Origin of the sequence: Novosphingobium sp., from assembly GCF_030696665.1 — a bacterium.
Taxonomy (GTDB): Bacteria; Pseudomonadota; Alphaproteobacteria; order Sphingomonadales; family Sphingomonadaceae; genus Novosphingobium.
In genome coordinates, this window is the sequence record NZ_JAUYRV010000046.1 from 97,071 (window position 1) to 120,572 (window position 23,502).

The 23,502-nt window shown below is 60.6% G+C and carries 23 protein-coding genes and 2 tRNA genes; 8 read left to right on the forward strand and 17 right to left on the reverse strand.

The window, feature by feature from the left end:
• Nucleotides 1-33 precede the first annotated feature (33 nt).
• A complete protein-coding gene (trmFO, locus tag Q8R81_RS13335; RefSeq protein WP_305618590.1) occupies nt 34-1,401 on the forward strand; it encodes a methylenetetrahydrofolate--tRNA-(uracil(54)-C(5))-methyltransferase (FADH(2)-oxidizing) TrmFO in 1,368 nt (455 codons plus the stop codon).
• Between the two features lie 19 nt (nt 1,402-1,420).
• On the opposite strand, the gene Q8R81_RS13340 is transcribed toward trmFO, so the two are convergent.
• Together Q8R81_RS13340 and Q8R81_RS13345 are read right to left on the reverse strand one after the other, a co-directional pair.
• The gene (locus tag Q8R81_RS13340) at nt 1,421-1,897 is read right to left on the reverse strand and encodes an EF-hand domain-containing protein (protein WP_305618592.1); all 477 of its coding nucleotides are present in this window, start codon (nt 1,895-1,897) and stop codon (nt 1,421-1,423) included.
• A 92-nt stretch (nt 1,898-1,989) separates the two neighbouring features.
• Entirely contained in the window at nt 1,990-2,571 is a 582-nt protein-coding gene (locus Q8R81_RS13345) for a hypothetical protein (protein ID WP_305618594.1), read from the reverse strand.
• Nucleotides 2,572-2,814: 243 nt separating this feature from the next.
• Between Q8R81_RS13345 and Q8R81_RS13350 the strand changes: the two genes are divergently transcribed.
• From Q8R81_RS13350 to Q8R81_RS13360, 3 genes are read left to right on the forward strand one after another with little or no spacing between them, the layout of a single operon-like run.
• The gene (locus tag Q8R81_RS13350) at nt 2,815-4,671 is read left to right on the forward strand and encodes a TadE/TadG family type IV pilus assembly protein (RefSeq protein ID WP_305618596.1); all 1,857 of its coding nucleotides are present in this window, start codon (nt 2,815-2,817) and stop codon (nt 4,669-4,671) included.
• Complete coding sequence (locus Q8R81_RS13355; RefSeq protein ID WP_305618598.1) at nt 4,668-5,264, forward strand: TadE/TadG family type IV pilus assembly protein; 597 nt, start codon at nt 4,668-4,670, stop codon at nt 5,262-5,264. Before Q8R81_RS13350 ends, Q8R81_RS13355 begins: the two co-directional genes overlap by 4 nt.
• Nucleotides 5,265-5,293: 29 nt before the next feature.
• The gene (locus tag Q8R81_RS13360; protein WP_371135385.1) at nt 5,294-5,935 is read left to right on the forward strand and encodes a TadE/TadG family type IV pilus assembly protein; all 642 of its coding nucleotides are present in this window, start codon (nt 5,294-5,296) and stop codon (nt 5,933-5,935) included.
• Nucleotides 5,936-6,010: 75 nt separating this feature from the next.
• On the opposite strand, the gene Q8R81_RS13365 is transcribed toward Q8R81_RS13360, so the two are convergent.
• The 5 genes from Q8R81_RS13365 to Q8R81_RS13385 form a co-directional block, all read right to left on the reverse strand.
• Complete coding sequence (locus Q8R81_RS13365; protein WP_305618601.1) at nt 6,011-7,399, reverse strand: pyruvate dehydrogenase complex E1 component subunit beta; 1,389 nt, start codon at nt 7,397-7,399, stop codon at nt 6,011-6,013.
• A 1-nt stretch (nt 7,400) separates the two neighbouring features.
• Complete coding sequence (gene pdhA, locus Q8R81_RS13370) at nt 7,401-8,561, reverse strand: pyruvate dehydrogenase (acetyl-transferring) E1 component subunit alpha (protein WP_371135367.1); 1,161 nt, start codon at nt 8,559-8,561, stop codon at nt 7,401-7,403.
• Nucleotides 8,562-8,797: 236 nt separating this feature from the next.
• A tRNA-Arg gene (locus Q8R81_RS13375) sits at nt 8,798-8,874 on the reverse strand.
• A gap of 36 nt (nt 8,875-8,910) precedes the next feature.
• Nucleotides 8,911-8,987 (reverse strand) — tRNA-Arg (locus Q8R81_RS13380).
• 15 nt (nt 8,988-9,002) lie between these two features.
• Nucleotides 9,003-9,458: a (deoxy)nucleoside triphosphate pyrophosphohydrolase gene (locus tag Q8R81_RS13385; RefSeq protein ID WP_305618602.1), complete on the reverse strand. Its 456-nt coding sequence runs from the start codon at nt 9,456-9,458 to the stop codon at nt 9,003-9,005.
• Nucleotides 9,459-9,525: 67 nt separating this feature from the next.
• Here Q8R81_RS13385 and Q8R81_RS13390 point away from each other — a divergent pair, with 67 nt between their 5' ends.
• Both Q8R81_RS13390 and Q8R81_RS13395 read left to right on the forward strand, forming a co-directional pair.
• Nucleotides 9,526-9,693, forward strand: a complete 168-nt coding sequence (locus Q8R81_RS13390; RefSeq protein WP_305618603.1) for a Flp family type IVb pilin — start codon at nt 9,526-9,528, stop codon at nt 9,691-9,693.
• Nucleotides 9,694-9,808: 115 nt separating this feature from the next.
• A complete protein-coding gene (locus Q8R81_RS13395; RefSeq protein ID WP_305618605.1) occupies nt 9,809-9,991 on the forward strand; it encodes a Flp family type IVb pilin in 183 nt (60 codons plus the stop codon).
• A gap of 109 nt (nt 9,992-10,100) precedes the next feature.
• Here Q8R81_RS13395 and Q8R81_RS13400 read toward each other — a convergent pair whose 3' ends face one another.
• The 5 genes from Q8R81_RS13400 to Q8R81_RS13420 form a co-directional block, all read right to left on the reverse strand.
• Nucleotides 10,101-11,585: a M48 family metalloprotease gene (locus tag Q8R81_RS13400; protein WP_305618606.1), complete on the reverse strand. Its 1,485-nt coding sequence runs from the start codon at nt 11,583-11,585 to the stop codon at nt 10,101-10,103.
• A gap of 132 nt (nt 11,586-11,717) precedes the next feature.
• Complete coding sequence (locus Q8R81_RS13405; protein ID WP_305618608.1) at nt 11,718-12,674, reverse strand: acetyl-CoA carboxylase carboxyltransferase subunit alpha; 957 nt, start codon at nt 12,672-12,674, stop codon at nt 11,718-11,720.
• Between the two features lie 51 nt (nt 12,675-12,725).
• Nucleotides 12,726-13,607: a tyrosine recombinase gene (locus Q8R81_RS13410; protein WP_305618610.1), complete on the reverse strand. Its 882-nt coding sequence runs from the start codon at nt 13,605-13,607 to the stop codon at nt 12,726-12,728.
• 4 nt (nt 13,608-13,611) lie between these two features.
• Nucleotides 13,612-15,288, reverse strand: coding sequence for a hypothetical protein (locus Q8R81_RS13415; protein WP_305618612.1), 1,677 nt, complete (start codon nt 15,286-15,288; stop codon nt 13,612-13,614).
• A 233-nt stretch (nt 15,289-15,521) separates the two neighbouring features.
• Nucleotides 15,522-15,662: a hypothetical protein gene (locus tag Q8R81_RS13420; RefSeq protein WP_305618614.1), complete on the reverse strand. Its 141-nt coding sequence runs from the start codon at nt 15,660-15,662 to the stop codon at nt 15,522-15,524.
• Nucleotides 15,663-15,760: 98 nt separating this feature from the next.
• On the opposite strand from Q8R81_RS13420, the gene Q8R81_RS13425 reads away from it, so the two are divergent.
• Nucleotides 15,761-16,342: a shikimate kinase gene (locus tag Q8R81_RS13425; RefSeq protein WP_305618616.1), complete on the forward strand. Its 582-nt coding sequence runs from the start codon at nt 15,761-15,763 to the stop codon at nt 16,340-16,342.
• Entirely contained in the window at nt 16,333-17,439 is a 1,107-nt protein-coding gene (gene aroB / locus Q8R81_RS13430; RefSeq protein ID WP_305618618.1) for a 3-dehydroquinate synthase, read from the forward strand. Before Q8R81_RS13425 ends, aroB begins: the two co-directional genes overlap by 10 nt.
• 42 nt (nt 17,440-17,481) lie before the next feature.
• Here aroB and Q8R81_RS13435 read toward each other — a convergent pair whose 3' ends face one another.
• The 5 genes from Q8R81_RS13435 to zwf form a co-directional block, all read right to left on the reverse strand.
• A complete protein-coding gene (locus tag Q8R81_RS13435) occupies nt 17,482-18,264 on the reverse strand; it encodes an enoyl-CoA hydratase-related protein (protein ID WP_305618619.1) in 783 nt (260 codons plus the stop codon).
• Nucleotides 18,265-18,426: 162 nt separating this feature from the next.
• Nucleotides 18,427-19,395, reverse strand: coding sequence for a glucokinase (locus Q8R81_RS13440; protein ID WP_305618621.1), 969 nt, complete (start codon nt 19,393-19,395; stop codon nt 18,427-18,429).
• Nucleotides 19,396-19,432: 37 nt separating this feature from the next.
• Nucleotides 19,433-21,253, reverse strand: coding sequence for a phosphogluconate dehydratase (gene edd / locus Q8R81_RS13445; RefSeq protein WP_371135368.1), 1,821 nt, complete (start codon nt 21,251-21,253; stop codon nt 19,433-19,435).
• Nucleotides 21,253-21,879 (reverse strand): 6-phosphogluconolactonase, encoded by a 627-nt coding sequence (locus Q8R81_RS13450; RefSeq protein ID WP_305618625.1) that lies wholly within the window; start codon nt 21,877-21,879, stop codon nt 21,253-21,255. Before Q8R81_RS13450 ends, edd begins: the two co-directional genes overlap by 1 nt.
• A complete protein-coding gene (gene zwf / locus Q8R81_RS13455; protein WP_305618627.1) occupies nt 21,872-23,320 on the reverse strand; it encodes a glucose-6-phosphate dehydrogenase in 1,449 nt (482 codons plus the stop codon). The genes Q8R81_RS13450 and zwf overlap by 8 nt, the downstream gene beginning before the upstream one ends.
• Nucleotides 23,321-23,502 lie beyond the last annotated feature (182 nt).

Here is a 23,502-nt window from a genome sequence, read left to right on the forward strand (position 1 = left end):
CCGCAGCGCCGTCACAATGCCAAGGCGCAAGCCATGACACATCAGGTTCACATCATCGGCGGCGGCATGGCCGGAAGCGAAGCGGCTTGGCAATTGGCCCGGCGCGGAATTCGGGTGCGCCTTTCCGAAATGCGCGGCAGCGGCGATACAACCGCTGCGCACAACGGCGATGGACTGGCCGAACTGGTCTGTTCCAACTCGTTCCGTTCAGACGATCACGAAAAGAACGCGGTTGGCCTGCTGCATCAGGAAATGCGCGAGTGTGGCAGCCTGCTGATGGCGGCGGCGGACAAAGCGCGTGTCCCGGCAGGGTCGGCATTGGCGGTTGACCGCGATGTCTTCTCGGCGGAAGTGGAAGCAGCGTTGCGCGCGCAGCCCACGCTGGATCTGGTGCGTGAACGGGTGGACGTGTTGCCATCCGACGGCCTGACCATCGTTGCCACAGGACCGTTAACGGCCCCCGCCCTCGCCGGGAGCATTGGCTCTGCGACAGGGGCCGACAGCCTTGCGTTCTTCGATGCGATTGCGCCAATCGTCTATCGTGAGAGCATCGACATGGACGTGGCGTGGATGGCATCGCGGTGGGACAAGGGGGCCGAAGCCTCGTTGGCGATGGGCGGCGACGGGCGCGATTACATCAATTGCCCGATGACCAAGGACCAATACTTCGCTTTTCACGAGGAATTGCTGGCAGGCGAGAAGACCGAATTCAAGGAATGGGAAGCGAACACCCCCTATTTCGACGGCTGTATGCCGGTTGAAGTCATGGCGTCACGCGGGGTGGAGACGCTGCGCTTCGGCCCGATGAAGCCGGTCGGTCTCGACAACCCGCACTGGGCAACGCCCGAGCATCCCAACGGGCGATGGCCCTATGCCGTTGTTCAGCTTCGGCAGGACAACAAGCTGGGCACGCTTTGGAACATGGTCGGCTTCCAGACCAAACTGAAACATGCTGAGCAGGTGCGCGTGTTCCGCACGATTCCGGGGCTGGAAAACGCTGAGTTCGCACGGCTTGGCGGGCTGCACCGCAACACCTTCCTTAATTCACCCACGTTGCTGGATCGGCAACTCCGGCTGAAATCCGCGCCGCACATCCGCTTTGCCGGGCAGATCACCGGGTGTGAGGGGTATGTCGAGAGCGGTTCAATCGGGATGTTGGCAGGATTGCTGGCCGCGGCGCAAATAGCGGGCCGGGATTGGACGCCACCACCCCGCACAACGGCTCTTGGCGCGCTACTTTCGCATATCACAGGCGACGCTGAAGCCGAGACCTATCAGCCGATGAACGTCAACTTCGGACTGTTTCCGCCCCTGCACGAAGTGAAGAAGAAGGCGCGCAAGGAAGCCTATACCGAGCGGGCCAAGGCTGACATGGCGGCGTGGGTGGCGACGCTCGGTTGAGCTGATCGAGCAGCGCTGCCTATTTGCAAACGCACTTCTGCTTTGGCTTTGGCCGCTCTTTAGGGCGAGTGGTGACGAACTCCTCGCGCGTGAGGAACAGATCGGCGTTGCCGTCAGCGCCCTTGAACTTGTCGATTGTGGTGTGCGCCCATTCGTCAAACGTCAGCAGGTTGTTGCCGTCCTTGTCGAGTTTGCGAAAATCGCGCGCGCGGCCGCTGAGCATTTCAGTACGGCTGATCCGGTTGTCGCGGTCTTTGTCGACCAGATTGAAGCGGCGGGTTTCGCGGCCTACGCCGGTAGCCTCTGGCGGTGCCGCGCCCATCATGCCATCCACGTCGGCGCTGGGCAAATCCTCCGGCTCAGCGTCCGACGCTTCGGCAACGGGAAGCGCAGGTGCTTCGCCGCCAAACGCCGTTTCCGCCCGTCCCTGCCACCAGAAAACCCCTGCAGCAACGAGCATCAGCGCGGCCAAGCCGCCCAGCAATCCGCGAATCATGATCGAGTGCTCTCCATTCCGGAGGCAAGGCTAGTCCGGACTGGATCAAGCCGGCAGCGGCAGATGATACCGCTTTGGCAGGACTTCGTCGGCTATCGCCCGAGCAGACCGGCGCGCATGATCCGTGCAAGATCGGTGAATGGCGTTGTATTTCCGCCTTTCGCCTCACGCACAGCAAAGGCGCGCAATACGGCAAGCGGACGCATCATCCGCGGCATTGGCGATGGCAGCGGCCCAGCGCTCCGGGGATCATCAATATGTTGCACAGCCGCGCGCACAGCATCCTGCGACGTCACACCGAGGAGATCGGCCAGAGCGGTGTACGCCGTTATCCGGCCCTCCGCCAACGCGCGGCCATCGTCCTCACCGACGATGCTGGCTTCCCAGCCATCGACGATCCCCGAGAGGCGGTGATGGGTGCCCTGCCATGTTTTCAGATGGGCAAGGACAGGTTCACTGACAGGCCAGCGTTCGGGGGCCTCGGTCAGTCTATCGCGCCACCAGGCTAGCCGCAATTGCACCATGATGGGATCGCGACCGGGCCGGGCGGCATCGGCGAGCTTGCGTTCGAACTGAAGCAGCGCCTGCCATGCTCCGCGCGCAGATTTTGGAGCATAGGCGAGCGCAATGCGGTGTTTGGGGTCAAGGCCCTCGGTTGGCACCGGCTCCTGCATCAGTAAATCGCCTCAAACGCTCGAAAACTCCGCGTGCCCCTAACGCATCGGGCGATGTTTTGGAAACATCATCAGCGATATTCGCACGTCCTCTGCGGGCTGACGACGCAGCCAACAGGTTAAAGAGTTGCCAGACGCCTTTTCCGTTGAATTAAGTATCATTGACTATGAAGGGGCATGCTTCGAGCAACATGGACCTCATCTCAACCACCTTTGATCGCGCGCTCGGCGTTGCGAAAAGTGGTGCGCCTGTTCAGTGAACTCGGTCAGGATTCCAGCGGCAACGCCTTGATGATCCTTGGCTTTTCGATTGTTCCGCTACTCGCTCTGGTAGGGTCGAGTATCGACATGGGCCGGGCCTATCTTGTCGAGTCGCGTTTGCAGCAGGCTTGCGATGCGGGCGTGTTGGGCGCTCGCAAGGAATTGGGGGCTATCAGCGAGTTTGATGCAGTCGATGATAGCGTGACGGTTGTCGGCAAAGGCAATCGTTTCTTCAATGCCAACTTTGCCGACGGCATCTACAATTCGATTGATCGCGATTTCAGCATGGAGATCGGGGATGGCAATTCAATCACGGGGATCGCTTCGGTGATATTGCCGACCGACATCATGCATTTCTTCGGCAAAGACCAAATTGAAATCTCGGTTTCCTGCAAGGCGGAACTTACTGTTCCCAATACCGATATCGTCATGGCGCTCGACGTTACGGGATCAATGGCCGAGAGCAATCCCGATGATGTGACCCCAAAAATCTCGGTGCTCAAGGCGGTGGTGAAGGACTTTTACACCACGATGGAGAACACCCGTCAGCCAGAAAGCCGCATCCGTTTCGGCTTCGTGCCCTACTCTACGAACGTCAATGTGGGCGCATTGTTGCAGGACGATTGGGTCGTGTCCGAGTGGGACTATCCTTCGCGCACGCTGATCGGCGGCAAGAATGCTGGTGCGCTCTATGGCTATTTTAGCGCGGTCTCGCCTGTGTCAGGCAGTTACAACACGACCAGTTCGACCTTTGCAGCAACACCAAGTGGCAGCGGGTTTACTTGCGCCAAGCCCAGTGACACGACGACTACGGATACGGTGCTAAAATCCACCACGACTGAAGCCGTGACCGACCCTGACGGCACGCGAACAATTTCAACCTATATCCGGACGCGGAACGGAAAAACCTATGCGGTCAACCTTTCCGGCAGCACCTGCACGCTTTCGACCACAAACTATACCAATTATGCAGACACTTATCGCTACATTACCGAGCCTTCTGTGGGCAGCGGCACATCGTGGCTCTACAAGGATGTGAGGCGCGGCACGTCCGACTGGCGGACCGCATCCAACGGTTGCATCGAGGAACGCTCAACCTACGAGATCGACGATTTCGACAGTGTCGACCTTGATCGGGCGTTGGATCTGGACATCGATCTGGTTCCGACGGCGGGTGATCCCGACACGCAATGGCGTCCGATGTACCCCTCAATGATCTATGAACGTGCCAGATTGTGGAATGGCGCAGGGAACTTCGTCACCGCAACGGTCAGCACCAATGACGAATATCTTGCGCCGGGAGTGGCCGGTTTTGCGGCCTGTCCTACGGCGGCCCGCAAATTGCAGGTATGGACGCAGGCGGATTACGATGCCTATGTCGATGGACTGGTCGCGGCGGGCAGCACCTATCATGACATCGGCATGATCTGGGCCGCGCGACTGCTTTCGCCAACGGGACTTTTCGCAGCCGACAATGCAGACGTTTCAGCCAAGCAGCGCACCAGTCGGCACCTGATATTCCTGACTGACGGGCAGACGTCTTCGCTGGACATCAGTTATGGATCGTATGGCGTGGAGCCACTGGCGCAGCGTCGCTGGAACCCGGCTTCGCCGATTACACTGACACAAACAATCGAGAAACGGTTCTCATTTGTGTGTGAGCAGGCAAAGAAAAAGAACATGAAAGTGTGGTTCATTGCATTCGGGACAGAACTTAACCCCGTGATGACCAACTGCGCGGGTGAAGGGTATTATTTCCGGGCCAGCAACGCCGTCGAACTGGACGAGGCGTTCAAGAAGATTGCCAAGTCTATCGGCGATCTGAGGTTGGCATTGTGACCATTGCCCAAGCCCTGACGACACTGCGCGACGCCGACGATGGCGCGGCAGTGGTGGAGTTTGCCCTGATCGCGCCGACACTTGCGCTGGTGCTGATGGGCCTGTTCGACATGGGATATACCGTCTACGCCAACACCATGCTGCAAGGCGCACTGCAGCGGGCCGCGCGGGCGGCGACCGTTGAAGGTGCGGGCAGCAATCTGGCCTCAATCGACAGCAAAGTTAAAGACGAAGTTCTCGACGTGGTTCCGGATGCTTCGTTGACTTTCACGCGAAAGTCCTACGCCAACTTTTCGGACGTGGGCGTCCCAGAGGACTTTACCGACGCAAACGACAGCGGCGTGTGCGATGATGGCGAAGCCTATGAAGACGCCAACGGCAATGGCACTTGGGACCAGGACCGTGGTGCTGCGGGCCTTGGCGGCGCTCGGGACGCTGTGCTCTACACCGTATCGATGAGCTACGCGCGCAAGTTTCCGATGGCATCGCTAATCGGTTTGTCTGAAACGGTGACGAACAAAGCCACCACGGTCCTGCGCAATCAGCCATACGACCTTCAGAAAAGCGTCGCCAAAGTGGGGAACTGCACGTGAGCCGCGTTCGCCAACTCGTCCACAGGTTGGTGCATGCACGATCAGGCGTTGCCGCTGTCGAAATGGCGTTGGGGCTGCCGGTTGTGCTGATGCTCGGCCTTTGGGGAGCAGAGCTTGGCAATCTCGCGATCACGCATATGCGCATCAGCCAATTGGCGATGCAGATTGCAGACAACGGTTCGCGCATCGGGGATGTTTCGATGCTCGAAAGCCTCAAGGTTTACGAGAGCGACATCAATGACATAATGGCCGGCGCGAATATCCAGTCCGGGAGTCTGGATATTTTCGAGCACGGTCGCGTGGTCGTCAGCAGCCTTGAAGTCGTCCCTGCAACCGAAGATACCCAGTATATTCATTGGCAGCGCTGCAAGGGCAAGCGCAACTTCCAGTCCGCTTATGGTGGCGAAGGCACGGGCACTGACGGATCGCTTGATGGAATGGGACCGACGGGCGACGAGGTAAGCGCTGCCAAGGACGACGCCGTGATTTTCGTCGAAATCGAATATGTCTATCAGCCGCTTGTCAGCGAAAAATTTGTGCCCGATCCGGTCATCCGTACCACCGCTACCTTTAACGTGCGCGATGACCGCGATTTGACCCAAATCTACCAGCGCAATACTGCTTCACCCGATCCCGAGGCGCGCTGCAACATTTACGACGGCATATCCTGATCTGCTGGGCGCAACGAAACGGGGGCACCGACACTGCCGATACCCCCGCCTCGATACTTCAATGAAATTCTTCTATCAGCGATAGCAGACCTGACGGACAGCGACCGCGATCTTGTCCGCATTGATCAGCGCTGCCTTTTCAAGATTGGCCGCATAGGGCAGCGGCACATCTTCGTTGCACACGCGCAGGACCGGCGCGTCGAGGTAATCAAAGCCCTGCTCCATCGCGACGGCGATAATTTCGGACGCGATTGAGCAGACCGGGAAGCCCTCCTCGGCCACGACCATCCGGTTGGTCTTGGCGAGCGAGGCCAGCACGGTCGCCGTGTCGAGCGGGCGCAAGGTGCGCAGGTCGACCACTTCGGCGTCGATGCCTTCATCAGCAAGCTTTGCCGCTGCTTCCAGCGCAAAGCCGACGCCGATTGAGTACGACACAATCGTCACGTCCTTGCCCTCACGCACAATTCGCGCCTTGCCGATGGGCAGGACAAAATCGTCAAGCTTCGGAACGTCGAACGTGCGCCCATAGACCAGTTCGTTTTCCAGGAACACGACCGGGTCTTCGCTGCGGATGGCTGCGCGCAACAGGCCTTTGGCGTCGGCGGCATCATACGGAGCGATGACGACAAGGCCGGGCACGTTGGCGTACCACGGACCGTAGTTCTGCGAGTGCTGCGCACCAACACGGCTCGCAGCGCCGTTAGGGCCGCGGAACACGATCGGGCAGCGCATCTGGCCGCCCGACATATAGTTGGTCTTGGCCGCCGAGTTGATGATGTGGTCAATCGCCTGCATGGCGAAGTTGAACGTCATGAACTCGATGATCGGACGAAGCCCGCCCATTGCAGCGCCGGTGCCGATGCCGGCAAAGCCATATTCGGTGATCGGCGTGTCGATCACGCGGTCAGGCCCGAATTCTTCGAGCAGGCCCTGCGTGACCTTGTAGGCGCCCTGATACTCGGCAACCTCTTCGCCCATCACGAAAACGCGGCTGTCGGCACGCATTTCCTCGGCCATCGCATCGCGCAGCGCTTCGCGCACGGTGGTCGGAACCATAGCAGTGCCTGCGGGCAATTCGGGATCGACAGCAAGCTTCAGGTCTGCCTTTGGCGCGATGGCAGCAGCAGCCTTGGCTTTTGCGTCCTGAACATCGGGTGCAGCGCTTTCGGCAACTGTCTGTTCGACCGCCGGAGCAGCTGCAGGTGCAGCAGCCTTGCCGTCATCTTCACCATTGATAGTGGCGATCACGGTGCCGACCTTCACGCCCTCGGTCCCTTCGGCTACGAGGATTTCACCGATCACGCCTTCATCGATGGCTTCGAATTCCATCGTTGCTTTGTCGGTCTCGATCTCGGCAAGAATGTCGCCGGACTTTACTTCGTCACCCGCCTTGACCAACCACTTGGCAAGGGTGCCCTCCTCCATCGTCGGGGAGAGGGCGGGCATCTTCAGTTCGATGGCCATTTCAATAGGTCTCCACCAGCACGTCGGTATAAAGCTCGGCCATTTCCGGCTCGGGCGAGGTTTCGGCAAAGTCGGCCGATTCCGCGACAGTCTGGCGAATGCGCTTGTCGATTTCCTTGATCTTTTCCTCGGTCACGCCGCGCTTCAGCAGTTCAGCCTTGGCCCCTTCGATAGGATCGTGATTGTCGCGCATATCCTGCACTTCTTCACGGCTGCGATACTTCGCAGGGTCTGACATGGAGTGGCCGCGATAGCGGTAGGTCTTGAGCTCCATCAGCACCGGACCATTGCCAGCACGGACATATTCCAGTGCCACTTCCGCAGCCTGCCGCACTTCGAGAACGTCCATGCCGTTCACGTCCATGCCGGGAATGCGGAATGCGGTGCCACGGCGGTAAAAGTGCGTTTCGGCCGAACCGCGCTTTACCGCGGTGCCCATCGCATAGCCGTTGTTTTCGACCACAAAGATGATCGGCAACTTCCACAGCGCTGCCATGTTGAACGTTTCATAGACTTGGCCCTGATTCGACGCACCATCGCCGAAATAGGCCATGCATACGCCGCCATCGCCGCGATACTTGTGCGCGAATGCAAGCCCTGCCCCCAGCGGCACTTGCGCGCCGACAATGCCGTGGCCGCCGTAGAATTTATGCTCGGTGCTGAACATATGCATCGAGCCGCCCTTGCCGTGCGAAATGCCCGCAGCGCGGCCGGTCAATTCAGCCATGATCACTTTGGGATCGATGCCATAGGCGAGCATATGGCCGTGATCGCGATAGCCGGTGATGACGCTGTCATGCCCTTCATCAAGCGCTGACTGCAAGCCGACGGCAACCGCTTCCTGCCCGATATACAGGTGGCAGAAGCCGCCGATCAGGCCGAGGCCGTAAAGCTGCCCGGCTTTTTCCTCGAAGCGGCGAATCAGCACCATCTGCTCGTAGAACTTCAGCAGTTCCTCGTCGCTGGCATCATAGCGTTTGTGGTTCGCATGGGCTTGCTGAAGACTCCGCAACGCGAAGGCAGCTTCATCGGCGACCGAGGACGCAATTGCTGGTTCTGCCGCAGGCTTTGCTGCGCGGGAAGCCCTTGGCTTGGCAGCAGTTTGGCTCGCGGGTTTGGCGGCAGCGGGATTGGCGGCACTGGGTCTGGCGGACTTTGCCAAGTCTGGGATTCCTTTTCTGGCAGCCTCACGTTCCGTAACGTCCGGAATGCGGCACAAGCCTATACCCGAGAGTGGTGCAATCGCAACGCCGTTCGGTAGATACGAACCCTTTGTGGATACCTATGCAATATTCATGTGCCAATGTGGTTATCACTTCGCGTGCGCAGCACGCGATGGCGCAAGGCATAACGAAAAAAGCCCGCTTATCGCGGGCTTCGTTCGACAAAGTTGATGAATGGTGCACCCGGAGCGATTCGAACGCCCGGCCCTCAGATTCGTAGTCTGATGCTCTATCCAGCTGAGCTACGGGTGCCCACCAATTCATTCCCTACCATCCCCTTGGGGGGAATGGTGCACCCGGAGCGATTCGAACGCCCGGCCCTCAGATTCGTAGTCTGATGCTCTATCCAGCTGAGCTACGGGTGCTTGGGAGACGCGCCTTTAGGGGGGTGTTTCGGCTTTGGCAACCCCTTCCAGCAAAGGAATCACTGCCTTCGCCAGAGGTATATCGAGCGGCGGCATTGGCAGTGACATCAGCCCATCACGCGCAACCCATGCAATGGCGCTGCCTGCTTCCATTGCTCTTGGTTTTCCGCGCCATACGTAAGTGCCGAACAGCAGCAAAAGAACTTGTCGCTTCCTGTCTGCGGACGGTTCCATTGCAAAGAAAACTGGAAAAATATCAGCAACATCCATGCTGATACCAAGCTCTTCGTCGGTTTCCCTTACAAGTGCCGCTTCGCAGCTTTCGCCTGCTTCCACTTTGCCGCCGGGAAACTCCCAAAGCCCGCCGTGTGCCTTGTTCTGGGGGCGCTGTTGCATCAGCACCTGCCCTGCCCCGTCAATCAGAGCCACTGCGACCACGATCTGCACTGTCGGAGGATTTTCCATACTCATGGGAACCATCAACGCTTTCTTAGGGAACAAGGCGTAACATCCACGTTGCCGCTTTCTAGGAACAGTAATGAAGACCTTGCTTCAACAAATTTTTCGCGATGAAAGCGGCGCGACAGCCATCGAATACGGCTTGCTGATCTCCTTGGTCGGCCTCGCTGCTGCATTCGGCATGAAGACGTTCGGCGATGCACTGTTCAACCAGTACATCTACATCAACAATCACCTGATTGAGTGATGGACATGCGTTTACGCCTTCTTAGGCTTTGATACGTAATGATGCGAATGCCTGCTCCGGGGACAAAGTTTGGAGCGGGACGGGAAGAAGAAACCTTACACTCTAGGAGACCGACATGAAGCTTTTCCGCAACCTGCTCGCCAACAACGAAGGCGCAACGGCAATCGAATACGGCCTGATCGCCGCTCTCGTCGCTGTCGCCGCTATCGCTGCTATGGGTTCGCTGGGTGACTCGCTGGGCAACACCTTTAACAAGGTTTCGACCGACATGACGAACGCCCAGGACGGCGATCTCTAATCTGACCTAACTGGTTTGATTGAAGTGGGGCAGGCACCATGTGCTTGCCCCACTTTTCGTTTGTGCGCGCACCACGTGCGCCAATGGCCAAGTTGGGCTGCTGCCCCGCTCAATAAACGACCAGCTTGACCTTCTGTCCTGCCGTCAGCTTGCTCGACGATGTCATGCCGTTGAGCACCAGAAAGCGTTCGAGCGGCTTGTCGGTGAAGGCCATTTTGGCAGACAGCGATTGCAGCGTGTCGCCAGATTTTACAGTTACCAGCGAAACGCGGCGCGGTTTGACCGCCGTGGCCTCTGTCGCGTTGATGCGGCGGAGCGAGCGGAACAGCGAATCGAACTGTGATGATTGCCCAGCTTGGCTCATCGTCGCAAAATGATACGCTTGGTTGGGGCCAAATTCGTAGGCATAGACCACGATATCCACCTGGCCGTTGCCGCTTGTGGCACGCGTAGTACCGTAAGCAGCGGTCAATCCGTTCACCGTCGTCCGCTCAATCGTTTGCGGGGCCAATTGCTGCTCGCTGGAAAGACCCGAAAACACGGTGCGAATATAGCTGTCGAGATTGCCGCTGTAGCTGGCGCTCGAAAACTCGCCCTTCCCGCTTTGACCGGAGATGGCAACGGAACGGGTGCCATTCACAAGGTAGAAGCCGTTTGGCGCCTGAAAGGCGAGTCGCAGAGACGGGTGCGTAAAGCGCGAACCGTCCACAATGCCTTGCGCCGGATCATCGCCATAAGTCAGGCCGTTGATGCTGTTCAAAAACACATCACGGTTTGTCCGCCCGGCGGTCGACGTACCGGCCCGGCTCAAAGCGGCGCGAACGCGCGAGGCTGGATCGGGGTGCGTGCTCGCCCACTGTGGCACCTGGTTACCAGTGCCCTTGATCGCTGCATCAAGCGCGTTCTGGTTGGCCAGACTTTGCAACACGGACGACATCGCGCGCGGATCGTAACCGGCGCGCTGGAGGTAGGCGATGCCAAGATTGTCGGCTTCGGTTTCCTGCCCGCGCGAATATTTCAGCGTAAGCAGCTGGCTGCCCGTGGAGAAAATCTCCTGCCCGATCTTGCCCAATGCGCTGTTGCCCAGAACTGCACCTGCCAGAACCGATCCAAGCGCCCCGAGAATCGAGTTGCGGGTCGCCGCGCTCTGCCGCTTGTTTGAATGGCGCGCCGCCACGTGACCAACTTCATGCCCCAGCACGCCGGCAAGCTCGGCCTCATTGTTCATCAACGCCGCTAGTTGGCGGGTAACATAGATATAGCCGCCCGGAATTGCGAAGGCGTTGTTGACCGGTGAGTTCAGCAAGGTGACGGTGAAATCGCCCTTTGCGTTGCTGAGACCCGATTGCAGCGCAATGGTCTTGCCCACTTGCTCAACATAGGTTGCCTGCGCGCCGGTCATAGGGCCGCCGAATTCCTGCAAAAGCTGCGGGTGGGCTTCGGCACCCTGCTTTTTGTCGGCTGCGCTGATGGACTGCACCGCTCCCTGTGCATTCGCAGCACTGCCGGTCTGCAGAATCCAAGCTGGCAAGACTGACGCCGCCAGTACGGTGACGGTCAGCAGGGCAGCGCGCGAATGGCGGGCAATTGGCATCTTGTTCTCTCCGGTATCGACAGGCAGGCGGGTTTTGTGAGGCCTATGACCAGTCTAGCTGGTTAAGCCCGTACGTCCCGCTCAAGCGCTTTGTCGCAAATCCGGTTCCCGATTGCCAGCGGCCTTGCCGCTTCAGGCACCGATTCGGAGAAAACGTTCCGCTCGAAGATTGCGCAGCTCGTCCGCAGGCTTGCCGACCAGCGCAGCAAGCTCTTCCGAAATCGCGTTGCCCAGCGTGATGCAGGTTCCGTCAGGATCACGATGAGCGCCGCCCACCGGTTCACGCACGATGCGGTCAATCACGCCCAGCCCGTGCAAATCCTGAGCGGTCACCTTCATGGCTTCGGCAGCGTCGGCAGCCTTTTCGGACGTGCGCCAGAGGATTGAGGCGCAGCCTTCGGGCGAAATCACGGAATAGACCGCGTGTTCCAGCATCAGCACGCGCTCAGCACTCGCCAGTGCAACTGCACCGCCCGAACCGCCCTCACCCACGATCGTCGCAACCATCGGCACACCAAGCGCAAGGCAAGCCTCGGTCGAGCGTGCAATAGCTTCTGCCTGGCCGCGCTCTTCCGCCTCGACACCGGGAAATGCGCCCGATGTATCGACCAGCGTCACCACCGGCAGGCCGAATCGGCCGGCCATTTCCATCAGGCGGATCGCCTTGCGGTAACCCTCGGGCTTGCCCATGCCGAAGTTGTGGCGGATGCGCGTTTGCGTATCATGGCCCTTCTCGTGCCCGATCACCATGACCCGCCGCCCGCCGAATTCAGCAGCCAGCTTGGCAAAGCCGCCCACGATTGCCTGATCCTCGCCGTAAAGGCGGTCACCGCCCAAAGGCATGAAATCAGTGAATATCCGCTCAACATAGTCCTTGAAGTGCGGCCGCGCCAGGTGGCGAGCGACTTGCGTCTTCTGCCACGGCGTCAGCGCCTTGTAGGTGCTGGCGAGCAATTCGGCAGACTTGTTTTCAAGCCGCCGGATCTCGGACGTGATGTCGATATCGCCGCCCTGCGCTGTCTCGCGCAGTTCGGCAATGCGGGCTTCGAGCGCGGCGACCGGCTTTTCGAACTCGAGATAGGAAATCATGGCCCTTCCGCTAGGCGCGAGCGTCGATTTGGTCAACTCCCGGGCAATCGCTCAGCCACGCGCTAACGGGTGGCGCTGGTTGACGAGTGTAACAAGGCGGGCCGAATCGACGTGCGTATAGATCTGCGTCGTCGCAATATCGGCATGGCCCAGCAGCGTCTGCAGCACGCGCAGGTCGGCGCCACCCTCAAGCAGATGCGTGGCAAAGGCATGTCGAAGCACATGCGGACTGACCTTTTCGGGATCAAGCCCGGCCCTCAGTGCCAGATCGCGCAATAACTGGAACAGCCGCACGCGCGACAGGTGCCCGCCGCGCGGCGATGGAAAGACGAAGCGGCCCCCCTTCCCTCTGGCAACCAGCCAATCCGCAAGCGCGCGGGCCGCCCGTCCAGAAATCGGCACCATGCGCTGCACGCTGCCTTTGCCCACAATCGTCAGGAAAGGCGCGTCGCGCGGGACGGATGCCAGCGGCAGCGCGACCAGTTCGGTTGCGCGCAGACCTGACCCATAGAGCAGTTCGAGGAACGCCAGCATGCGCAGCCCTTCAGGCGTGCCGCCTGCTGCATCGTCCTCAGCCGCGCGGAAAAGCGCTGCAATTTCCTCATGCCCCAGCAACCGGGGTAGTGGGCGGTGCAGACGCGGACGCGGCAAGGCGGGCGAAGGATCGTCCGCCCGGATCCCCTCATCCACCAGAAATCCGTAAAACTGCCGCAGTGCCGACGCCTTTCGGGCCAGCGATGAAGGCGCAAGATCAATCCACGCCTCGCCAAGGTGCGTGATGTCGGCACGCGTCGCCGCTGCCAGCGGACCGATCACCTCTGCCGCACCAACCAAGTCTCGCCGATAGGCAGCAAGCGTATTTGCCGCAGCCCCGCGCTGTGCTGCCAGCATCGCCAGAAAGCTTTCAACCTCAGCTTCGGCTTTGGCCTTCACCGGATCAAACGCGCGAGACGGCTTCGGCAGCAATCATCCGGGCCTCACCATCCAGCCCCACCCGATGGAGCGCCGACACGATGTGGTAAAGGTGCAGCGGGGTCATCCGGTCCCAACGTTCACCCTGCATACCGAACGCCGCAAGCAAAGCCACAAGCGCCTGATTATTGGACGCTGCCGCATTTTCAATCGCGCTGCTCCACCGCGTTTTCCGTGCAAGATCGAGATCGAACTTCCCGGCAAAGTTGCGCGCTGCGGCCTGATCGACACGCTCAAGTCCCATCAGGCCGGCCAACAGGAACTGCGACCGCAACGATGCTTCTGAATCGTCGTCGGATGCAAAGGCGTTGAGGCCTTCGCTGTTGACCTGATTGGACCGGCCGGGATTTGCGAGAACCAGCAGGCCCCACGCTTCGCTGCCAATGGGACAGAACGGTGCCCATTTCAGCGCGTTGCGATCAAGCCCTGCGGTCAGCATGGATGCAATCAGCGGCGCTGCACTATCCGCGATCCCATCACTCGGAAGCACCCGCGCTGCCGCATGCGAGGTCAGAACAAGGCCGGAAAACGCGCGATCCGGGTCGCTACCATCACCCCACAGCGTCCGGATCGCCTCAAGACGCTCAGCCTGCTCCCCTGCAACATAAGCTTTGCGCAAGGTTTCTGCCCTGCCTGACCATTGGTCTGGCTGATCGTTGCCGCCTTCACGCTCTGCGTAAACCTCGCTGTAAAGATCAATCATCGCGCGTGCAGACATCAATCCGCGCGCGGCCGCGACATCGGCAGCTAGCGCGCGTGATTTCAGCGGTAGCATCGGCGCGCGCTGCGCCAGCACAGCGTAATTTGAACCAGCCTTGTCCCGCAGAGCCTGAGGCGGTTCAACGCCGGTGGCAAAGGACAGGCCGATCGTCCACGGGGTCAACGCGTCGACGTCTTCCCACTCGATCTTTACCGCGCGGCGCACGTTGGTGGCAGCGCCAGCGAATTTCTGGGCCAGCAGAATGTCGATCTTGCGACCTTTGCCCTGCCGCATGGCACGATCAAGCTGCGACATCGCGTTCGAGCCTTCGTTGGCAAAAGCCGAACATATCGCACGAACAAGATCCCAGTCGTTGCCGGGCCGCCCCGCCGCTGTGAGCGCGGTAATGGGACACAGACCAACGGGATCGGCCGTCGCGATAAAGCTTGCCAGCGCCGCGTCTTCAAGCCCCGGTGTAAAATTCCCGCTGTCGACCGACTGGACCATAGCGCGCGCTGCGTCCGCTTCGCCCATGCGCAGCAGCAATTGCGCCCGCATCGCTGCCCACTCAGCCCCGTTCATGCCAACGGGCGTCGCAAGCCGGCTTGCCAGCACCCGCCGTGCAAGGATGTGACCCCAGCGCGAGACGAAACGCCCACGCATCTTGCCGACCATACCTTCGACGAATGCACCGTTGAGATAGTAAGTCGATAGCGCGGGAAAACCGCCATCACTCTCGTCAATCACACCAACGCGGGCAAGGCTGCGCTGCCCGGCCGCAGGAATGTCCGACTTCGGGCGGGCGGATTCGATAAGCTTGGCAAGGAGCGCAGGATCGATAGAGTTGAGCAGCGCCTCGTCGCTCAGGCCTCCACCACCAACTGAACGAGTAGAACTGCCGACCGGCAAGGGTTGGACCACCGGGGTCGAAGTCGTTGTCACACCGGGTGCGGCAGACGCTGCACTTTGGCTTGCAACCGGTTGTGCTGTGCTGGTTGTAGCGCGCGGCGCAGGAGCAGGAGCGCGAGAAGGTGCGTTGCTACGTTGCGGCGCAGGCCGTGCTTGCGGTGCGGGATTATCAAAACCCGGGGGCAGCAGCGATTCCTGCGCCAACAATGTGCCCGACACTGCTGCCAACGCAGCCGCACCGCCCAACCAGAGGAAGCGTTTACGAATCATCGAGAGGCTCCAGCAGGCGCAGTTCCCGGCGTTACCGGCTGTTCGATCCACTGCATTGGCTGCGCCCCACCCTTAACCCATGCTACTGACAGAATTGCGATCAGTGCGATTGCGCCGACCACGGCAAGCTTCTTCATTTACGCGCATCCGGTTTGCGGCCAGGCCACGCCCGGCGGTTGCGACACTTCAGGCGATACTTGCAACCGGCACTAGCGCAAGTATAGGCGGCGCGGCAATGGAACAAGATACGGCCTTCCTCAGCTTATCGGAAATCGGCCGTATCGCGCGCCGGATTGATCGGCCGTTGGTTTTGGTCGGCATGATGGGTGTGGGCAAGACCACCGTTGGCCGAAAGCTGGCGGCGATGCTGCATCTGCCTTTTGTCGACGCTGACGAGGAAATCGAACGCGCCGCGCATATGCCCATTCCCGAAATTTTCGAAACATATGGCGAGCCTTATTTTCGCGATGGCGAGCGCCGAGTGATTGCGCGGCTTGTTGGGAGCGGACGCCACACCGACCGCAAGGTCTTGTCTACGGGTGGAGGCGCTTTCTGCGATGAAGGAACACGCACGCTGTTGCTCGACAAAGGCATCGCCATCTGGCTCGATTGTGATGTCGATACACTGATCGAGCGCGTTGGCCGGAAGGACAATCGCCCCTTGCTGAGAACCGGAGATCCACGCGAAATTCTGGCTCGGCTCAAGGATGAGCGCGCGCCGTTCTATTCTCAAGCCCCGATCCACGTGGTCAGCGGGGTACAGCCGCACCACGTGACTGCAAACAAGATCCTGAAAGCAATCGATCAATGGCTGTAATCCCCGTCGCCATCGCTGGCGCGCCCTACGACGTGCGAATCGAAACGGGCCTGCTGGAACGGGCAGGTGAACATTGCCGTCCTTTCCTGCGCAAGGACCGCGTTGCCATAGTGACCGACGAAAACGTAGCAGCATCATGGCGCCAAAAGGTTGAAGCGTCGTTTTCTGCAGTCGGCGTGGCCAGCGATTGGCTGATCCTGCCCGCTGGCGAAGGCACCAAGAGTTGGGAACAGCTTGCGCGGGTGGTAGACTGGTTGCTGGCGCAGGAAGTTGAACGCAAGGACAACATAATCGCTTTGGGCGGTGGGGTAATCGGAGACCTGACCGGCTTTGCAGCCTCGATGGTCAAGCGCGGCTGCGGCTTCATCCAGATCCCGACGACTTTGCTGGCGCAGGTCGATTCAAGCGTCGGCGGAAAAACCGCAATCAACACGGCTGCGGGCAAAAACCTCGTCGGCGCATTCCACCAACCGGCGCTGGTCCTGGCCGATCCGCTGGCATTGGATACACTGCCTCTGCGCGATACGCGCGCGGGCTACGCCGAGGTGATCAAGTACGGATTGATCGATGACGCGCCGTTTTTTGAATGGTGCGAAGCCAATGGTGCCAAACTGCTGGCCGGCGATTCGTCGGCTCGCGAAACAGCAATCGCGAAAAGCGTGGCAGCCAAGGCGCGGATAGTTGCAGCGGACGAAAAGGAAACTGCCGGCATCCGCGCATTGCTGAATCTTGGACACACCTTTGGCCATGCACTGGAGGCGGAGACTGGTTTCTCCGACCGTCTGCTGCACGGTGAAGGCGTCGGCTTGGGCATGGTGCTGGCGGCGCGTTTTTCGGCGCGGCAAGGCTTGATGTCTGGTCAAGACGCTGCGCGGATTGGCGCGCATATCGGCGGCATCGGCTTACCCGCTTCGATCAAGGCATTGGGGCTGGACTGCAACGGCCGTCGGCTGGCCGGCCACATGCTTCATGACAAGAAGATGGATGCGGGCACCCTGCCCTTTTTGCTGATGCGTGGAATTGGCGAGACGTTCCTCGCCAAGGATGTCGACCTCAACGAAGTCGCGGCGTTCCTCGACGACGAAATGACACGCTGAGATGAGGGCGGCGCGCGTTTAAGCCGCGCACCGCCGGTAGGGCTACTTGCCCGTGAAGGCAGGCTTCCGTTTTTCAAGAAACGCCTTTCCGCCTTCGCCGGCGTCCGCGCTATCGCCCGCCTGCCATTGGCCTTCGGCTTCGACCAGCAGGGCACTGGCGTAATCCGCCTCAAGCGCCTTGGCGAGATTCTGGCGCATTGTGCCCAGTGCGACGGTCGGTCCGGCCGCAAGCCGTGTGGCCAGCGCCATCGCTTCGTCCTGTAGGGCTGCGTCGTCCACGGCCTTATAGATAAGCCCCCAAGTCTCTGCCTTTTCCGCGCCGATCTTTTCGCCCAGCATCATCATCTGCGTTGCGCGGGCCTTGCCGATCAGGCGCGCCAGCATCCACGATGCACCACCATCAGGCACCAGGCCGATATTGACGAAGGCTTGAAGGAAATATGCGCTCCGCCCAGCAACGACGAAATCGGCCGCCAGCGCAATTGAACATCCAACGCCAGCTGCCGGTCCGTTGACGGCTGTGACAACCGGTACCGACAAGCGCGAAAGCGTCAGCATCAGCGGGTTATACGCTTGTGTAAGCGCAGTGTAAGCGCCTCGGCCACCGGCAATTGAACGGTCTCCCCTCGCTGCCAGATCAGCGCCCGAACAGAACGCGCGGCCTTCACCGGTGATCAGCACAGCGCGCGCACCGGCAAGATCGGTCAGGGCAGTTGCCAGTTCCAGCGCCATGTTCGGCGGGCAGGCATTGAGCCGTTCTGGCCGGTTGAGCACAATCTTCAGAACATCGCCGATACGTTCAACGCGAATGGTCTCATAGTCCATGTGGGAACCCTCTCTCTCGGCCGTCTGCGCTCAGCGCGTCTGCATAAGGCATACCGCCTCAGCACAACGAATCCACCAAAATTTAATTGGCCGATTAAGTTGTACCTGAATCACATACGGATCGCTGCTCGTCAGATGACAACTTGCCAACAGGCACAATTGTCAGTTGGCGTGCGCCTGCGCAAAAGCGGCGGCAGCGCCGAACAGGCCGGGCTGCGGGTGGGTGATCAGTTTTACGGGTATGGCAGCCATCAGCCCTTCAAACCGCCCCTTGGCCCTAAACCGATCCGAAAAGCCTGAACGCGACAACGTGTCCTTGATCCGCAAGCCAAGTCCGCCCGCCATGACGACGCCGGTCGCACCGTGGGCCAGCGCAAGATCGCCCGCCACGCTACCAAGTGACAAGCAGAACCTGTCTACTGCCGCTGCGGCAAGGCTGTCCGTGCCCGATGTGCCAAGCTCCCACAGCTCACGGTCGGTGCGCTGTGTGAATGGGCGGTGCTGCAGGTGCGCCAGCGCTTCGTAGATGTCGACAATGCCCGGCCCTGCAACCACCCGTTCAACTGAGACCCGGCGATGCCGCTTGCGCAGGCCCGCCAAAATTGCGTCCTCAATGGAATCGAGCGGAGCAAAATCGATGTGCCCGCCTTCGGTCGGAACCACGCGATAGCCCGCAGGATCAAGCCAGAGTTGCGCGACGCCAAGCCCCGTGCCTGGTCCGACAACGCTGACAACGCCGCGCTCAGGCAAGGCTTCGTCCGGGCCTGAAAGATGCAGAAAGTGGTCTGCATCAGCCTGCGCCACCGCGTGGGCAACCGCAGCGAAGTCGTTGACCACAACATACTGTTCCGCGCCCAGCTTTTCGGGGATCAAGCCCGGGCGGATGATCCACGGGTTGTTGGTGAACTTGATTACCTCACCGCCAACCGGTCCCGCGACAGCGATAGCAGCAGCCTTTGGCAGCGCAGCACCCTGCGTCTGGCCGAACGCTTCCCATGCCAGTTGGAACGAGCCATGTTCAGCCGTCTTCAGCGTTACCGCCTCGCCCAGCGAAAGCACGCGCCCGGCTTCGACCTCTGCAATCGCAAAGCGCGCGTGCGTGCCTCCGATATCGACCGCAACAACCTGCATCCCATCCCCCGAATTGTTCTTGCTCAGGCCAAGCGGATCAGAGACCTGCCGCCGCCAGCATTGCCGAACCACCCCGCTCCGCCGGGTCCGAATGGTCCCGCATCAGTGCGAAGATTTCGCGCCCTACGCCAATGGCGGCAGGGGGCGCAACAGAATCGGTGCGGCTGTTCCATTCTGCTTCAGCCACCAGCGCGGTCAGTTCCCCGGTCGTGGCGCAAACCCTCACCACATCGCCATCGCGCAACTTGGCCAGCGCGCCGCCAAGCTTGGCTTCCGGCGAGACGTGGATGGCGGCCGGAACCTTGCCCGAAGCGCCCGACATGCGGCCATCGGTCACCAGCGCCACCTTGAATCCGCGATCCTGCAGCACGCCAAGCGGCGGGGTCAGCTTGTGCAGTTCTGGCATGCCATTCGCCGCCGGACCCTGGAACCGGACAACAACGACGACGTCCTTCTCCAACTCGCCCGCCTTGAATGCGGCCAGTACCGAGTTCTGGTCTTCAAACACCCGGCACGGTGCCTCGATCGTCCACCGCGATGGATCCACGGCGCTGACCTTGATCGTCCCACGCCCCAGATTGCCGCGAAGCAAGCGGAAACCGCCTTCGGGCTGAAACGGCGCGGCAACCGGGCGCAGCAGTGCTTCATCGGCCGAGACTTCCGGCGCAGGCTCCCACGCCAACGCATCGCCGTCCATCACCGGCTCCTGCGCGCCTTCGTCCAAAGACTTGCCGTAGACCGTCATGATATCGGCATGGGCCAACCCTGCACCGATCAGTTCGCGGATCACATAGGGCATGCCGCCCGCCGCCGCGAAGGCGTTCACATCGCCTGCCCCGTTGGGATAGACGCTGGCGACCAGCGGCACGACGCGGCTCAGGTCATCCATATCGTCCCAGTCGATCTGGATACCGGCAGCGCGCGCAATGGCGGGCAGGTGGATCACATGATTGGTCGATCCACCCGTCGCCAGCAGGCCGACAATGGCATTGACGATGGCTTTCTCGTCGACGCAGCGACCGAGCGGGCGGTAGTCATCCCCGTCCCATCCGATCTGCGCCACCCGGTGCGTCGCCGCGCGCGTCAGTTCCTGCCGCAGCTTCTGTCCGGGCTGGACGAAGCTGGAGCCGGGCATGTGCAGGCCCATCATTTCCATCATCATCTGGTTGGAATTGGCCGTGCCATAGAACGTGCAGGTGCCCGCCGAATGATAGCTGGCGCTCTCGCTTTCCAGCAGTTCGTCCCGCCCAATCTTGCCCTCGGCGTAAAGCTGGCGAATGCGGACCTTTTCCTTGTTAGGCAGCCCGCTAGGCATCGGGCCTGCAGGCACAAGGATCGTCGGCAGGTGACCGAAGCGCAGTGATCCGATCAGCAGCCCCGGCACGATCTTGTCACAAATGCCCAGCAACAGCGCGCCTTCGAACATCGCATGGCTGAGGCCCACAACGGCGGCCATCGCAATGTTGTCGCGGCTGAACAGCGACAGTTCCATCGAATCCTGCCCTTGCGTCACGCCGTCGCACATCGCCGGAACGCCGCCCGCCACCTGGGCCGTCGCGCCCACTTCACGCGCGAAAATCTTGATCTGCTCGGGGTAGCGGCCATAGGGCTGATGCGCCGAAAGCATGTCGTTATAAGCGGTGACGATGCCAATATTCATCGCCCTGCCCGATTTGATCAGCGCCTTGTCATCACCCGATGCGGCAAAGCCATGCGCAAGGTTTCCGCAAGACAACTGCGGCCGGTTCAACCCCTGCGCGCGCGATCGCTCGATCAGATCGATATAGGCGGCGCGCGTGTTGCGCGAACGCTCGATGATGCGTTGGGTGACGCGCTCGACAGTGGGGTTCAGCGGCATCATTCGCTCCAGTAAATAGTGACGGGCGGGCCATATCCGCGCAGGAAATCGGTAACCGGGTAACGGTCGTCCCCGTTAATCGCGCGCTCGATCAGCGCCTTCTTCGAAGTGCCTGTGACAACGAGGATGATCTCCTTCGTCGCCTTGAGCGCCTTTGCGTTGAGCGTCAGCCGGTCAAACGGCGCTTCGGGCGGCAGCGGGATCGGCGTGGTTGCAATCACCGTCGGACCGGGGCGGACGTGCGCCGTCATTTCGGGGAACAGTGATGCAACGTGCCCATCCTCCCCCATACCCAGCCAGACCAGATCGAAAGGCGCAACGTCTGCGCCTTCCTCAAGCCGTTCAAACGCCGCGCCCGATGATCCCAGCGCCCCATGAATCTTGCCGAAATTGCTGGCAGCATGATCGTCAGGAACGCGGCGATCATCGGTCAGCGCAATGGTCACGCTCGCCCAGTCCAGCGGGCGATCCTTCAGCAGCGCCAGCACCTTGATCGGCGTGGAACCGCCGGTAAAGGCAATCCGCTTATGCCCCGGCGCGGCAACGACGCGGGCGATATGATCCGCCACCGCCGCCGCATCGCCCGGCTCAGCCCATTCAACCGCAACTGGCACAGGTTCAGTCATTCCAGCTCCTTCCATCGCGCTCGGTCAGCGCGATGCCGGCATTCGGTCCCCAGCTGCCAGCGGCATAGGGCTTGGCTTCCATGCCGGTATCGGCCCAGACCTTGCGGATCGCATCGACCCATTTCCACTGCGCTTCCACCTCGTCACGCCGCACGAACAGCGTCTGCTCCCCCTCGATCAGGTCAAGCAGCAGACGTTCATAGGCGATCCGGCGGCGCGCCTTGGCAAATGCGGTGGTCAGCGAAAGGTCGAGGTTCACTTCGCGCAGCACGATCCCGCCACGGTCCAGCCCCGGCTCCTTGGCCATAACCTGCAACCGCACGTATTCCTCAGGCTGGAGCCGGATGACGAGGCGGTTGGCGCGCAAACGCCCGCCACGCTCGGAAAACACATTATGCGGCACCTGCTTGAACTCGACGACGATTTCGCTGCGCCGCTCGCTCAGCCGCTTGCCGGTGCGCAGATAGAACGGCACCCCGGTCCAGCGCCAGTTGTCGACATGCGCCTTGATCGCAACGAACGTCTCGGTGTCCGAAGCCTCGCCCAGATCTTCCTGATAGCCGGTAACGGATGTGCCTTTGACCGCGCCAGTGCGATACTGTCCGCGCACCATTTCCTCGGCCTTCGCAGGACGAAGCGCACGCAGCACCTTGACCTTTTCGTCACGGATCGACGTGGCATCAAGGTTCGCGGGCGGCTCCATCGCCGTCAGCGCCAGCAATTGCAGCATGTGGTTCTGCACCATGTCACGCATCGCGCCGGTATCGTCGTAAAACCCCTTGCGCCCTTCAAGGCCCACAGTTTCGCTCACCGTAATCTGCACGTGATCGATCCCGCCCGCATTCCACAGCGGTTCGAACATCATGTTGGCAAAGCGCAGGGCCATAAGGTTCTGGACCGTCTCCTTGCCAAGGTAATGGTCGATGCGGAAAATCTGTTCCTCGGCAAAGGCTGCAGCCACTGCATCGTTGATGCGGGTGGACGAGGCAAGATCGTTGCCCAGCGGCTTTTCAAGCCCGATCCGCACGTTGGTGTGGGCAAGACCGGCGCGCTTCAGCCCTTCGATGGTGGGTTCAAACAGGAACGGCGCGGTGGACAGGAAGATCGAGAGGCCGCACGACGTATCGCCCAGCTTCTTCGCCAGATCGCCAAAGCCATCCACGTTTGACGCGTCCAGCGTCTGATATTCAAGCCGATCAAGGAAGCTTGCCAGTTTGGCTTCGTCCTTGCGGTCTTCAGGCAGGAACTCGGCAAGGGCATTGCGCGCAAATTCCCGGAATTCGTCATCGTTGTGTTCGGACCGGGCGGTGCCGACGATACGCAGATCGGGGGAAATCAGCTCATCTTCATGTAACGCGTACAGCGAAGGCAACAGCATGCGGCGGGAAAGATCCCCGGTCGCGCCGAACAGCAGCAAGGCCGAGCAGCTGGTTTCGATCATCGACGCAATTCTCCCGTTGGTGTTGCGGGCCGTAGATGGACGGCTTACGATCACCTTGCGGCACCGCCCTAGACCCTAAAGGAACACCGTTCAGCACGCATAAGTATGCAGGATAGCTATGCGCGGCGTTACGGCCGGTGATGGTTGTGCATTGCACCATCGCCGACCGCAATCCCGTCAAT

What these genes read in the sequence shown, in the direction of transcription:
- trmFO (WP_305618590.1), top strand. Translation starts at nt 34, where the DNA reads ATGACACATCAGGTTCACATCATCGGCGGCGGCATGGCCGGAAGCGAA.
- Q8R81_RS13340 (WP_305618592.1), bottom strand. Translation starts at nt 1,897, where the DNA reads ATGATTCGCGGATTGCTGGGCGGCTTGGCCGCGCTGATGCTCGTTGCT.
- Q8R81_RS13345 (WP_305618594.1), bottom strand. Translation starts at nt 2,571, where the DNA reads ATGCAGGAGCCGGTGCCAACCGAGGGCCTTGACCCCAAACACCGCATT.
- Q8R81_RS13365 (WP_305618601.1), bottom strand. Translation starts at nt 7,399, where the DNA reads ATGGCCATCGAACTGAAGATGCCCGCCCTCTCCCCGACGATGGAGGAG.
- Q8R81_RS13385 (WP_305618602.1), bottom strand. Translation starts at nt 9,458, where the DNA reads ATGAGTATGGAAAATCCTCCGACAGTGCAGATCGTGGTCGCAGTGGCT.
- Q8R81_RS13390 (WP_305618603.1), top strand. Translation starts at nt 9,526, where the DNA reads ATGAAGACCTTGCTTCAACAAATTTTTCGCGATGAAAGCGGCGCGACA.
- Q8R81_RS13395 (WP_305618605.1), top strand. Translation starts at nt 9,809, where the DNA reads ATGAAGCTTTTCCGCAACCTGCTCGCCAACAACGAAGGCGCAACGGCA.
- Q8R81_RS13400 (WP_305618606.1), bottom strand. Translation starts at nt 11,585, where the DNA reads ATGCCAATTGCCCGCCATTCGCGCGCTGCCCTGCTGACCGTCACCGTA.
- Q8R81_RS13405 (WP_305618608.1), bottom strand. Translation starts at nt 12,674, where the DNA reads ATGATTTCCTATCTCGAGTTCGAAAAGCCGGTCGCCGCGCTCGAAGCC.
- Q8R81_RS13420 (WP_305618614.1), bottom strand. Translation starts at nt 15,662, where the DNA reads ATGAAGAAGCTTGCCGTGGTCGGCGCAATCGCACTGATCGCAATTCTG.
- Q8R81_RS13425 (WP_305618616.1), top strand. Translation starts at nt 15,761, where the DNA reads ATGGAACAAGATACGGCCTTCCTCAGCTTATCGGAAATCGGCCGTATC.
- aroB (WP_305618618.1), top strand. Translation starts at nt 16,333, where the DNA reads ATGGCTGTAATCCCCGTCGCCATCGCTGGCGCGCCCTACGACGTGCGA.
- Q8R81_RS13435 (WP_305618619.1), bottom strand. Translation starts at nt 18,264, where the DNA reads ATGGACTATGAGACCATTCGCGTTGAACGTATCGGCGATGTTCTGAAG.
- Q8R81_RS13440 (WP_305618621.1), bottom strand. Translation starts at nt 19,395, where the DNA reads ATGCAGGTTGTTGCGGTCGATATCGGAGGCACGCACGCGCGCTTTGCG.
- edd (WP_371135368.1), bottom strand. Translation starts at nt 21,253, where the DNA reads ATGCCGCTGAACCCCACTGTCGAGCGCGTCACCCAACGCATCATCGAG.
- Q8R81_RS13450 (WP_305618625.1), bottom strand. Translation starts at nt 21,879, where the DNA reads ATGACTGAACCTGTGCCAGTTGCGGTTGAATGGGCTGAGCCGGGCGAT.
- zwf (WP_305618627.1), bottom strand. Translation starts at nt 23,320, where the DNA reads ATGATCGAAACCAGCTGCTCGGCCTTGCTGCTGTTCGGCGCGACCGGG.